This window comes from Kitasatospora sp. NPDC004614 (assembly GCF_042873675.1).
Classification (GTDB): Bacteria; Actinomycetota; Actinomycetes; order Streptomycetales; family Streptomycetaceae; genus Kitasatospora.
Genome location: NZ_JBIALR010000001.1, coordinates 285,247 through 297,906, shown reverse-complemented (window position 1 = coordinate 297,906; position 12,660 = coordinate 285,247). Strand labels below are relative to the sequence as shown.

Sequence of the window (12,660 nt, the reverse complement as noted above, 5' to 3'; positions counted from 1 at the left end):
GAAGCCGCTTTCCTCGCCCTCACCAACCAGCCGCAGGCGGACGCCCGATGACCACCACCCGCACGCCCGCCACCGCCACCACCCCCGCCGCCACCCGCGTGCCGGTGTCCCGCGCCTTCCGCTTCGAGCTGGTCAAGCTGCTCGCGCAGTGGCGCATCCGCGCGCTGCTGCTCGCCTGCTGGCTGGCCCCGGCGCTGTTCGTCGCCGCCGTGAGCCAACAGAGCACGCTCCCCACCGACACCCTCTTCGGCCGCTGGATGCACGCGACGGGCTGGGCGGGACCGCTGGTGACGCTCGGGTTCGCGGGGAGTTGGGCGCTGCCGCTGCTGACCTCGGTGGTCGCCGGTGACGTGTTCGCCGCCGAGGACCGGCTCGGCACCTGGCGCCACCTGCTGGTCGCGGTCCGCTCACCGCGCCGGATCTTCGCCGCGAAGGCGCTGGCCGCGCTCACCGTGCTGGTGCTGCTGGTGACGGGTCTGGCGGTGTCGGCCACGGCCGGCGGTCTGCTGGCGGTCGGCCACCACCCGCTGGTGGGTCTCGACGGTCACCTGCTCCCGCCGGGCGACGCCGCGCTGAACGTCGGGCTGGCCTGGCTGTGCGCCCTCGCGCCGACGCTGGCGCTGGCCGGGATCGGCCTGCTCGGTTCGGTCGCCCTCGGCCGCTCCCCGATGGGCCTGCTGCTGCCCGCGCTGGTGGCGCTGGCGATGCAGCTCGCCCAGCTGCTGCCGCTGCCGGTCGGTGTGCGGCTCGCCCTGCCCGGTTACGCGTTCGTCTCCTGGAACGGCCTGTTCACGGGCCCGGTGCAGCTCGGCCCGCTGCTGATCGGCGTCGCGGTCTCCCTGGTGTGGGCGGTGGCCGCCACCGCGCTGGCCCGGCTGCTGTTCCTGCGGCGCGACTTCACCAACCCGGTGCACGACGGCTCCGGCCGCCGCGCGCTCGCCCTCGGCACTCTGCCGCTGGCCGCCCTGCTGGCCGTCACGATCGGGATCCTGACCCCGGCACTCAACGCGGCGGGCTCCGGCATCGAGCAGCAGAAGGTGCAGCGCTCGGTCGCCACGGCTTTCGCGCACCTGTACCGCCTGCAGACCGCCGAACTCAACCGCCCGGACGTCACCGAGGCGCAGTTGCAGGTCACGGCGGCGTGCGACAAGGGCAGCACCGGGGTCGAGCCCGAAGGCGCGGGCAACGACTGGCGCTGCGTCGTGTCCTGGCACCTCCCGGGCGTCGAGGCCACCGGGACGGCCGTCTACCAGCTCGACATCGCCCCCGACGGGAGGTTCGTCGCCGACGGCGACGGGCCGAAGGAAGTGAACGGCTACTTCCTGGTACGCACCTCCACCGGCGACGCGCCGAACCCGCTCTGGCAGTTCGACGGCAACGTCGAGCTGCTTCCGGCACCTTCGAAGGGATAGCAACGATGCAGGTCACACGTCGTCGTGTGGATGAGACGCCGAACCCGGGCAGCCGCAGGACCCGCCGCCGGACGCTGGTCACGGCCGCCGCCACGGCCGTGGTCGTCGCGGCCGGCGCCGGTGTCGGCTGGGCCAAGTCGGACACCTTCGGCACCAACCGGGTCGGCCAGGTCTACGACCAGGGCGCACTGGTCTCCAGCAACCAGTACCTCGCCCCCTACGGCGAGCGGCTGGTCATCAACAACGGCAAGATCATGTCGTCCACGGTGAGCCCGGACGGCACCCACCTGGCGGCCTCGGTCACCGACGGCGGCGCGGCGCTGGCGATCGTGGACGTGCGGAACTGGAAGGTGCAGCAGCTGGTCGGCAGCGGCGCCTCGTCCACCCCGAAGATCAGCAGCAACAACGTGGGCCAGGAAGGCCCGACGTACTCCCCGGGCGGCAAGCAGCTGTGGCTCGGCCAGCCCGACGGGTACACCCGGTTCGACGTGAACCCGGACGGCAGCGTCACCAACCCGGTCGTCGTCAAGATCGCCAAGACCGGCTCGCAGCGCGCGCTGGTGGCCGGCCTGGTGTTCTCGGCGGACGGCGCGACCGCGTACGCGGCGGTCAACGGCCAGAACCGCGTGGTGGCGATCGACACCGCGAGCGGCACCGTCAAGCAGAGCTGGGCCGTCGGCAACGCCCCGCGCGGCCTGGTCCAGGCCGGCGGCAAGCTGTACGTCAGCAACGAGGGCGGCCGCCCGGCGCAGCCCGGCGAAAACACCGTCAACTCGTACGGCACCCAGGTGCCCGCCGACCCGAACACCGCCGCCACCACCTCCGGCACGGTCAGCGTGATCGACCTGGCGAACCCGTCCGCCGTCCCGGCGAGCATCGACGTCGGCCTGCACCCGACCGCCGTGTACGCCAAGAACGGCGCGGTGTTCGTCACCAACACCGCCGGCAACAGCGTCTCGGTGATCGACACCCGGAACGACAAGGTCGTCCAGACCATCGCCACCCGGCCCTGGTCCGAGGCCTCGATCGGCTACGAGCCCAACGCGGTGACCCTCACCGACGACGGCCACCTGCTGGTGACCCTCGGCCGGGCCAACGCGGTAGCCGTCTACCGGTACAGCGGCCCGCAGGAGCCCGCCAGTTACGTCGGCCTGCTGCCGACGGACTACTTCCCCTCCGAGATCTCCTCGTCCGGCAACCAGATCCTGGTCTCCAACACCCGCGGCATCGACGCCCGCCGGGTGGACGGCGCGCACGGCACCCACGACACCACCTCCAGCGTGGTGCGGTTCGCCCTGCCCAGCGACAAGGAGATCCGGAAGCAGACCGGCAAGGTCTTCGCGCAGAACAACTGGACCAACAACGCGGCCAGGCTCGCCACCGGCAACAAGGCCAAGGCCGTGCCCGTCCCCAACAGGATCGGCGACCCGTCGACGATCAAGCACGTCTTCCTGATCGTCAAGGAGAACCGCACCTACGACCAGCTCTTCGGCGACCTGCCGCAGGGCAACGGCGACCCGTCGCTGGCCCAGTTCGGCCAGAACGTGACGCCCAACCAGCACGCACTCGCCCAGCAGTTCGGCCTGTACGACAACACGTACGACATCGGCACCAACTCCGCCGAGGGCCACAACTGGCTGATGCAGGCGGACAACCCGGAGTACACCGAGTCCTCGGCCGGCGAGTACATCCGCAGCTACGACACCGAGGACGACGCCCTCGGCCACCAGGCCAGCGGCACCCTGTGGAGCGGCGCCCAGGCGTCCGGCAAGAGCGTGCGGGACTTCGGCGAGTTCCACCAGTTCCTCACCAAGCCAGCCGACGCGACCTGGCAGAACCTGTACTGCGACGCCAAGACCATGCAGACCACCGGCAACCCCTCGGCGTACAAGCTGAACTCGTCCTCGCCGATCCCCTCGCTGAACAGCGTCTCGGTGCCCGGCTTCCCGATGTTCGACACCAGCGTTCCCGACATCTACCGCGCGCAGATCTGGCAGCAGGACTTCGAGAAGAACGGTCCCGCCAACCTCAACATGCTCTGGCTCTCCAGCGACCACACCGGCGGCCCCGCCAACGGCGCCGCCCAGGTCGCGGACAACGACCTCGCGGTCGGCCAGATCGTCGACAGGATCACCCACAGCCAGTACTGGAAGGACTCGGCGATCTTCGTCGTCGAGGACGACTCCCAGGCCGGCCTGGACCACGTCGACGGCCACCGCGCCCCCATCCAGATCATCAGCCCCTACGCCCAGCGCGGCGTCGTCGACAGCCACTACTACTCGCAGATCAACATGATCCGCACCATCGAACAGATCCTCGGCATCAAGCCGATGAACCAGAAGGACACCGCGGCCACCCCCATGACCTCGGCCTTCACCAGCACCCCCGACCTCACCCCCTTCAACGTCCAGCCCAACCGCACCTCCCTCACCAACGGCCTCGCCACCGCCCCCTCCTGCGGCCTCGACGTCCCCGCCACCCAGAACCCCGCCGCCGCCCGCGCCGCGACCGGCACCGTCCCCGCCGACCGGGCGGACCTCGTGCAGAAGTGGTCCGACTGGAAGCAGCAGCAACACCTCACCGGCACCGGCGCCGCCCCCGACCGCGCCAACCCGTCCCAGATGAACCACCTCACCTGGTACGAGGCCCACGACTGGACGACCCCGTACCCCGGCGAACAAGCGCTGCTCGCTCCGGCGGACGTCCCGGGCGCGACCTTGCCTTCGGCCGAGCTCGACGGCTGACCTGATCGCGCAGGACGGGCCCGCCCGGATCAGACTTGGGTTCTGACGGTCGTCGCAACACCCCAGCTGAAGGGGTGCGATGGACTTCGAGATCCGAGCGAATCGGGAGCCGCAGGGACCGAGGAGGCTCCGTGCCGAGCGGGCGGAACACTTCCAGCTCGTGCAACAGGGCTACAGCAACAAGGAGGCGTCCCTGCTGGTCGGCGTCCACGAGCGAACCGGACGCGAGTGGCGCAACGGCCGGACGGACCCGAACAGGTTCCGGGCGCCCGCTCGACCCGAGCGGGCGCCCGCCGCCGCGCCCGGACCGTCCCGGTACCTACGTGAGGACGAGCGCATCCACATCGCCGACCGGCTCCGGGAGAAGGCCGGCGTTCGCACGATCGCCGCCGAGCTGGGCCGCAGCCCGTCCACGGTCAGCCGGGAGATCCGGCGCAACAGCCATCCGGGCAGCGGCAGTTACCGCCCCCATGCCGCGCAGGCCCGCGCCGACGCCCGCCGGCCCCGCCCCAAACCCCGCAAGATCGCGCAGAACCGCGAGCTGCGGAACTTCCCGGTCTGTGACCCTATCCGGCGGGTTTCGGGAACAGTGCCGCCCGGACGGTGTCCGCGACGTCTGCCGGGGAAGTGGTAGCCACCTACGCTGCAAGCTTCGATGCAGTATGGAACGCGGTCCTGCCGGTTGAGGAGAACTGATCACGTGGTGCGCACCGAGTTCTACGACGATCCCGACGCGCCGGAGCCGAACCGTCTGGTGGTGGCGGCGTCCGCAGTGGTGACCGATGGTGAAGGGCACATCCTGCTTCAGCGGCGTACCGACAACGGCCTGTACGCGCTGCCGGGCGGCACGATGGATCTCGGCGAGTCGCTTCCGGGGACGGCCGTCCGGGAAGTCCGCGAGGAGACCGGCCTTGACGTGGAGATCACTGGACTCGTCGGAACGTACACCGACCCACGACACGTGATCTCCTACTCGGACGGTGAGGTACGACAGCAGTTCAATGTCTGCTTCACCGCGCGCATCACGGGCGGGACACTCCGGATCTCCAATGAGTCGACCGATCTCCGGTTCGTGGCACCCGAAGACATCGGAGACCTGCCGATGCACCACACCCAGCAACTCCGGCTCCACCACTTCCTGGAGAATCGAGCAACCCCCTATCTCGGCTAACGGAAGCCAAAGGACAAAGGCCCCAATCCCGACCACCCGAAGAGGGAGGAAGGGGCGGGGCTGGGCGGGCCCCTCAGAGATGCGGGGTCGGCCCGCTCCGAGTAGGCGTTGCAAGACCTTCGCGCCTACTGGGAACTGCGCGCAGCGGAAGGACCCGACCGCAAGATCGCGACGCGGGCGATAACTTGCACTTGATCGCGACCTTGCGGACGGGCGTGCGCTTGTCGCGCAGTTCCACGCGCCCCTGACTGGTCGCCCGCCTGCTCGCGCGCAAGTCTCCCCGCGCCCCTGGGTTTCGCACCCGCCTGCGGTCACACCCTGCCGGATAATGAGGTGTACGGGCCAAAACCTCCCGGATCCGGCGCGACCCCCATGCCCCACCACCCCGCCGACCACAACCACTACGCGGATCTCCTGCGGGTAGCAGCTATCTGCGCTGTCGTGCTGGGCCACTGGCTGCTGACCGACCTCACCTACCGCGCCGGGCGGGTGACCGGCCACGACGCCCTGGCGTATGTGGGCTGGGGGCGCTGGGTCACCCTTCTCTTCCAGGTGATGCCGGTCGTCTTCCTGGTCGGCGGCTACGCCAACGCCGCTTCCTGGACGGCGCACCGCGAGGAGTCCTGGGCGGGCTGGGTGCACCGCCGCGCGCTACGACTGCTGTGGCCGACGGCGGTGTATGTCGGCGTGATGGCCCTCGCCGCCGCCGGGGCCTGGGCGGGTGGCGCGGACGCGGGCGAACTCGCGCAGGCCGGCTGGTACTTGGCCCTGCACCTGTGGTTCCTCCCGGTCTACCTGCTGCTGATCGCGCTGACCCCGGCGCTGCACGCCGCGCACACCCGCTGGGGGTTCGCCGTACCTGCTGCCATGGCGACCGCCGCCGCGCTGGTGGATCTCGCGATCCTGGGTCCGCGACTGCCGGTGGTCGGGTTCGTCAACTACGTGCTGGTGTGGGGCGCCATGCACCAGTGGGGGTTCGCCTGGCACGACGGCAGCCTCACCCGGGGGCACCGCCCGCTCGGGCTGGCGCTCGCGGGCGCGCTCCTGCTCACCGTCCTGCTGATCTGGGGCCCGTTCCCGGTGGACATGGTCGGCGCGGGCCTGCACGCCGGCAACACCACGCCGCCGTCGATCGCCCTGCTCGCTTTCGCCGCCGCCCAGTGCGGCCTCCTGCTGGCCGCCGAGCCCGCCGCGCAACGCTTCCTGGCCACCCCGGCGCGACGGGACGAGGTCACCCGCCTCAACCGGGCGGCGATGACGGTCTACCTGTGGCACCCCGTCCCGGTGGTGCTGGTCGCCGTCACCCTCTACCCGGCCGGTCTCGTCCCGCAGCCGGGCGTCGGCTCCTGGCAGTGGTTCGCTCTGCGCCCGGCCTGGTTCGCCGTCCTGACCGTGCTCCTCGTCGCCCTGGTCGCCGTCCTGCAACGGGCCCAGCGCCCCCTGCTCGGCCTCACCGGCAGCACCGGGCGATCCCCCGCCCTGCTCCTCGGCGGCCTCGCCGCCGCTCTCCCCGCCCTCGCCTGGCTGGCCGTCAACGGCTTCGCCCCGTCCGGCCACCCACCCGTCCTCACCCTCGCGGCCTTCGCCTGCGGCTTCGCCCTGGTCCTGCGCTCCGGCCGCCGCCCTGCCCGGTCCTGAACGGCTCCGCCCCACCGCCGAAGGGGGTGGCGGTGGGGCGGAGTGGCGTCCGGGGGGAAGGAAGCGTCGGGTCAGATCTTCAGGGGCGTGCTCAGAAGTGCAGGTCGGGGCTGGTCTGGTAGGTGTAGCCGCTGCCGGGCTGCCAGTAGAAGCGGGCCTCGGCCTTGTAGTCGTGGCCGGCGGTCGGGTTGGCGAGGGCCCAGGTGAAGGTGTACTGGCCGGAGTGGCAGGGGAACGAGGTGGAGATCGCCTGGGTGTTGGTGGTGTAGTCCCAGATGATGACCTGCTCGGTGCAGTTGTTGCTCGCGAAGTTGGTGGTCACCGAGGTGTTGACCTGGGTCCACCCGTCACTGATGCAGACCTTCTGGTAGTCCGGCCCGGCGCAGCCGCCGCCGACGGACGCGGATGCGGACCCGGCGCCCGTCAGTGCGATACCGCCGGCCATCGCCATCGTCGCCAGGGCCAGCGTGGCCTTGCGGAGTCCCTTGATGGACATGTGCGTCCCCTCTCTCGGACGGCCCGGCCGGGGTGACCGGGCACGTGGGAGAGATTCGTCGGCCGCGATGGACATCCGATGAGCATGGGCATGACCACCAGGCCGGGCCTCACGGCAAAAAGCCCAGCAGCTCCTCGACCTCCGCCGCGTCGCCCGCCAGCTCCAGCTGTCGGTAGTGGCCCAGCGCCTGCTGGAGGCAGATCCGGGCCCGGTCGGTGTGGCCCAGCCGGGTCAGCGCCTCGCCGAGGGCGCGCAGCAGCCCGCCCTCCAGCAGGCCGCCGACCTGGCGGGCCTTCGGCAGTGCTTCCTCGGCGGCCCGGACGGCGGCCCGGACGGTGGCCCGGTCGCGGCCGGCCGCCAGGTGGATGCGGGCGATCAGGCTGCCGGTGGCCGCCTCGAAGGCCAGCATGCCGAAGGAGCGGAAGCGCTCCACCACGTGTTCGGCCTGCTCCAGCGCGGGGCCGAGGTCGCCGCACAGGTGCAGTACCCGGGCCAGGTAGTACCGGCCGATGGACTCGGGGATCGAGACCTGGCGGCCGGTCAGTTCGACGCAGCGTTCGGCGGCGGCGCGGGCCTGGTCGAGGCGTCCGCACTGGGCGTGGTTGAAGGCCAGTTCGCCGAGCACGAGCCCTTCGCCGCTCTCGTCGCCCTGCCGGTGGAAGAGCTCCGCCGCCTCCTCCAGGCAGAGCACCGCCTGCTCGAAGTCCCGCAGTGCACGGGCGTTCGCGCCGAGCAGTTTCAGCGTGTCGGCGCGCAGCCGCAGCCGGTCCGGGCCGTCGCACAGGGCCAGGCAGCCGCGCAGTTCCTCGCCCGCCTCCGCGTAGGAGTTGGCGTGCCAGAGCATGCCGCCGCGCACCGAGCGGGCCAGCGCCTCGGCGTCCCGCTCGCCACGGGCCATGGCCGCGGCGGCGACCTGCCCGGCCAGGTCGGCGACGGTGGTCACGTAGCCGCGGCCGAACAGGACCGAGCTCATCTTGTCGAGCAGGTCGACGGTCCGGGCCAGTGACAACCCGTCGTCGCGGCAGGCCCGTTGGATCACCGCGCGGTGCAGCGCGGTCCGCTCGCGCATCCAGGCGGTGGCCTCCTCGATGCTGGCGAAGCCGTGTCCGTCGGGGTCGCGGTGCGCCGCGTTCTCGGCGTTGCGGGCGCTCGCCACGCAGAAGTCGAGGAGCCGGGCGAACGCGGCCGTCACCGCCGCCGGGGTGTCCCCGTCGCGCTGCCGGGCGAACACCTTCAGCAGGTCGTGGAAGCCGTACCGGTCGGCGGCGGGCGACTGGAGCAGGTTGAGGTCGACCAGCGCGTCCAGCAGTTCGCGGGTCTCGGCGGGGCCGCGGTCGAGCAGCGCGGCGGCGTCCGCGGGGCCGAGGTCGGGGGCGTCGGGCAGGGCGAGCAGCCGCAGGGCGCGGGCCTGTTCCTCGGTGAGCCGGGCGTAGGAGAGGGCGAGGACGGGCTCCACCGCGGCCTGTTCGTGGGTGAGTTCGCCGAGCCGGGTGCGTTCGTCGGCGAGGTTCGCGGCCAGCTCGGCCAGCGACTGCGCGGGGTCGGCGGCCAGCCGGGAGCCGGCCACCCGCACCGCGAGCGGCAGGCATCCGCAGGCGGTGACGATCGCGGCCGCCGCCTCGGGTTCGGCGTCGATCCGGGCCCGGCCGACGACGGCGGCGAGCAGGTCAAGCGCCTCGTCCGCCGTCATCGCGTCGAGCGGCAGGTGGCGGGCACCGGGCAGCGTGGTGAGCCAGCCGCGGCTGGTGACCAGCACCGCGCAGGTCCGGGAGCCCGGCAGCAGCGGGGCGACCTGTTCGGGGGTGGCCGCGTTGTCGAGCAGGACCAGCAGGCGACGGCCGGTGACGGTGGTGCGGAACAGCGCGGCGCGTTCGGCGAGGTCGGCGGGGATGTCGCGGTCCGCGACGCCCAGCGCGGTCAGGAAGCCCGCGAGCGCCTCGCCCGGGTCGAGCGGTACGGGCTGCGCGCCGCGCAGGTCCACGTGCAGCCGTCCGTCGGGGAAGCGCGCCCGCAGGGTGTGTCCGACGTGAACGGCCAGGCTGGTCTTGCCGACGCCGCCGAGGCCGTTGATCGCCGAGATGACGACGGCGCCCGGGTCCGGGTGGGAGAGGGCGTCGGTCAGCCGGACGACGTCGGCCTGGCGGCCGGTGAAGTCCGGTAGCCGGGTGGGCAGTTGCTCGGGCACCGCGGGAGCCGGGCCGGTCGGCCGGTCGTCGGCGGTGGCGGGGCGGGCGGCGGTGGCGAGGCCCGGGTCGGAGCGGAGGATGCGCCGGTGCAGCGCGTCCAGGTCCGCGCAGGTCAGCCCCTCGCCGAGGTAGAACCGCCGGGCGTCCTCGTACACCGCCCGGGCCTCTGCGGGCCGGCCCGACAGGTGGTACTCCAGCATCAACAGAGCTCGAAATCGCTCACGGAAGGGGTGGGCGAAGACCGCCTGGTCGAGCTCGACCAGGCAGGACGGGCCGCTCCCGAGTTCGACGTCCAGGCCGAGTTTGGTCTCCAGCGCGTCCAGGCGGCGCTCGGTCAGGTGGCGACGGAGTTCGGCGGCGTGCCGGCCGGGCAGTCCGGCCAGCGGCTCGCCCTCGTGCAGGGCCAGCGCGTCGGCCAGCAGGTCCCGCGCCCGGGGCCGCTCACCGGCGGCGAGCGCCTCGGCGGACCGGGTGACCAGGCGGTCGAAGACGACGAAGTCCAGCGCCTCGGCGGGGACGTCCAGGCGGTAGCCGCCGTCGACGGTGACCAGCAGGTGCCCGACCGCGTGGTTGCGGAGCTCCCGGCGCACCCGGTAGGCGTGGGTGGCGAGCACGGACTTGGGGTTGCCCGGCGGGTTGTCCTCGTCGAAGATCCCGTCCCCGAGGCGACCGGTGGTCAGCACCCGCCCGGGCGCGGCGATCAGCATGGCGAGGAACGCCTGCTGCTGACGGCGGCCGAGCGCCAGGCCCTGCCCGCCCGCCCACCCGGCGAGCGGCCCGAGCAGCCGGAACCGGATCCCAGCCTCCCCGGCCCCGTCGGCGGCGATGGCGGCTGTCTCCATGTCAGGTCTCCCCGTGAGCTCGGTGCCCCCGTGCCGTCGCGGGCGCCGGACCGGCCGGACACCCACGACGGCACGGGGTGGTGCGTGATGGTGCGTGGTGCGTGGAACGTGGTGGTGCGAAGTGACGGGCCCGGCTCAGCAGTTGGTCGGCACCGGCATCACGACGTACGGGCTCTCGACCGAGCTGGGCGCGTAGATCCCGCCGTGCGTCTGCCCGGGGACGTACGTCGTGCCGGGCTGGCGCTCGAAGACGGTGCGGTTGCAGGCGTCGGTGATCAGCAGGTCGCCGCTGCGCCAGAGCGTCACCCGGGCGTGCGGGTACCCGGCGGTGCCGCTCTCCCAGCACAGGCCGCCGTTCGCGTCGAGGACGACCAGGTTGCCGTCGGTGCGGATGACGGCCTTGGCGCCGCACCCGACGGTGCCGGTCGCCCAGGTCGGGTACTGGCGCGAGAAGTCGTTGTCCGGCGCGTAGTAGGCGACGAGGTTGCCGTCGGGCTGCATGACGAGCCGCGCCGTGCCGAACCCGCCCCGGTTGTCGATGTGCGCGCCGTTGTTCGTGAGCTGTTCGCCGTCCCAGATGGTGGCGGTCGGCTGGTCGTAGACGGCGTGGGCGGCGCCCTGGGCGGTCAGCACGCTCGCTGCCGCCAGCGCGACGGCGGCGAGGGTGGTTCGTACGGTGGTGCGGCTCAACGGTCCGGTCCTTTCGATGGTGCTGTCCACGACGGCCGGCCATGCCCGCAAGCTGCGTCTCCGGGCAGATGATCACGTCGCAATCGGATTCTGCGGCGCCCGGATTGACGCGCGATGAACGGTGGCGTTTACGCGTCGGCGGACGACCCGGAGGGGAGCACCGCGGAGATCGGCCAGGCGGGACGGCGCACCAGCCGCTCGGCGGCGTCCCGCAGCGCGCGGGGCAGGTGGCCGCAGGCGGCGGCGAGCGCCCGGGCGGCGTCCGGTTCGCGGTCGGTCCGCTCCCGGCCGATCATCCGGCCGAGCAGCTCCAGCGCCTCGTCCGGGGCCAGCGGCCCGACCTGGACCGCACTCGAACTCCCCTCCCCCGCCGTCCCGTTGACGACCACGACGGCGGCGCAGCCCGGCCCGGCGGGCAGCAGCGGCCGGACGTCCTCGACGCCCCCGGCGCCGTCCAGTACGACCAGGATCCGGCGGTCGGCGAGCAGCCGGAGGTACAGCGCACGGCGCTCGGGGGCGCTCGCGGGCACTGCCTGTTCCTCGACGCCCAGTGCGCGCAGGAACGGCGCCAGGTACCCGGAGGCGTCGTCCGCGCCGTGCAGGTCGGCGTACAGCTGCCCGTCCGGGTGGTCGGGGCCCGCGAGGTGGGCGGCGCGGACCGCCAGCGCGCTCTTCCCGGCGCCGGACGGGCCGGCGACGGTGACGAGCGGCGACTGCGTCCGCCCTGGCACGGCCAACAGCCCGCCGATCTCGGCGAGTTGAGCGATCCGACCGGTGAAGTCGCCTGGATCGGGCGGCAGTTGGAAGGGCCGCAGCACCGACCGGGCGGCGCCCGCCCTGAGTTCGACCGGCCCCGCGCCCGGCCCCGCGTCCAACTCCCTGACCGGCAGGTCGAGTTCGCGCAGCGCCTCGTCCCGCCGCCCGGCCAGCATCCGGCGTTCGTGTTCGGCGAAGGGGCCGGGGACGCCGTCCAGGGCGGCCGGGCCCTGCCAGAGGTCGAGCGCGGCGGTCAGCAGCTCGCGCGCACGCTGCGGCTGCCAGTTCAGGCGGGCGGTGGCGGCGTCGGCGAGCGCGGAGAGGAAGACCGTCCGATCGATGCCGGCCGGGTCGACGTCCAGGCAGTACCCCTTGCCGACGTGCCGCAGGAGGTTCCCGTCGCCGCCCAGCGCGCTGCGCAGCCGGTACATGTTGCCCGGGAGCGCCCCGGCCCGGTCGGGCGCCTCGTCCCCCTCCTCGCCCCAGACCCCGTCGATGATCTCACCGACCGTCACCGGCCGGCCCGCCTGCGCGAGGAGCACGGCGAGCACCGCCCGGTCCCGGGCCCGGTTGATGCGCAGCTCCTGGCCCGCGCGCCGGGCTGTCAGAGGGCCGAGGGTGGTGAAGTGGAGCTCCAGCGCGTCCTCCCCGAGACGATCGTCATGTTGACGTTCCGTCATGTTATCGCTCTCCGTCACCCCACCCCCGGGCCCGCATATGGCCCG

At 72.7% G+C, this 12,660-nt stretch carries 8 protein-coding genes and 1 pseudogene; 5 read left to right on the top strand and 4 right to left on the bottom strand.

Annotated elements, in window-relative coordinates; genetic code table 11:
- Positions 1-47 precede the first annotated feature (47 nt).
- The 5 genes and pseudogenes from ACFYST_RS01220 (at position 48) to ACFYST_RS01200 (ending at position 6,965) form a co-directional block, all read left to right on the top strand.
- Positions 48-1,412 (top strand): ABC transporter permease, encoded by a 1,365-nt coding sequence (locus ACFYST_RS01220; RefSeq protein ID WP_387859033.1) that lies wholly within the window; start codon positions 48-50, stop codon positions 1,410-1,412.
- 5 nt (positions 1,413-1,417) lie between these two features.
- Positions 1,418-4,156 carry an alkaline phosphatase family protein gene (locus ACFYST_RS01215; RefSeq protein ID WP_387859032.1) on the top strand — a complete coding sequence of 913 codons (2,739 nt, stop codon included), beginning with the start codon at positions 1,418-1,420 and terminating at the stop codon, positions 4,154-4,156.
- Positions 4,157-4,235: 79 nt separating this feature from the next.
- Positions 4,236-4,709, top strand: a pseudogene (locus ACFYST_RS01210) (helix-turn-helix domain-containing protein); the annotation flags it as partial.
- A gap of 147 nt (positions 4,710-4,856) precedes the next feature.
- Complete coding sequence (locus ACFYST_RS01205; RefSeq protein WP_387636863.1) at positions 4,857-5,327, top strand: NUDIX domain-containing protein; 471 nt, start codon at positions 4,857-4,859, stop codon at positions 5,325-5,327.
- Between the two features lie 372 nt (positions 5,328-5,699).
- Entirely contained in the window at positions 5,700-6,965 is a 1,266-nt protein-coding gene (locus ACFYST_RS01200; protein ID WP_387859031.1) for an acyltransferase, read from the top strand.
- A 91-nt stretch (positions 6,966-7,056) separates the two neighbouring features.
- Here ACFYST_RS01200 and ACFYST_RS01195 read toward each other — a convergent pair whose 3' ends face one another.
- The 4 genes from ACFYST_RS01195 to ACFYST_RS01180 form a co-directional block, all read right to left on the bottom strand.
- Complete coding sequence (locus tag ACFYST_RS01195; RefSeq protein ID WP_387859029.1) at positions 7,057-7,461, bottom strand: hypothetical protein; 405 nt, start codon at positions 7,459-7,461, stop codon at positions 7,057-7,059.
- A 109-nt stretch (positions 7,462-7,570) separates the two neighbouring features.
- Positions 7,571-10,489 carry a BTAD domain-containing putative transcriptional regulator gene (locus ACFYST_RS01190; protein ID WP_387859027.1) on the bottom strand — a complete coding sequence of 973 codons (2,919 nt, stop codon included), beginning with the start codon at positions 10,487-10,489 and terminating at the stop codon, positions 7,571-7,573.
- 135 nt (positions 10,490-10,624) lie between these two features.
- Positions 10,625-11,179: a hypothetical protein gene (locus ACFYST_RS01185; protein ID WP_387859025.1), complete on the bottom strand. Its 555-nt coding sequence runs from the start codon at positions 11,177-11,179 to the stop codon at positions 10,625-10,627.
- A 128-nt stretch (positions 11,180-11,307) separates the two neighbouring features.
- Positions 11,308-12,615 (bottom strand): BTAD domain-containing putative transcriptional regulator, encoded by a 1,308-nt coding sequence (locus ACFYST_RS01180; protein ID WP_387859023.1) that lies wholly within the window; start codon positions 12,613-12,615, stop codon positions 11,308-11,310.
- Positions 12,616-12,660: the final 45 nt, after the last annotated feature.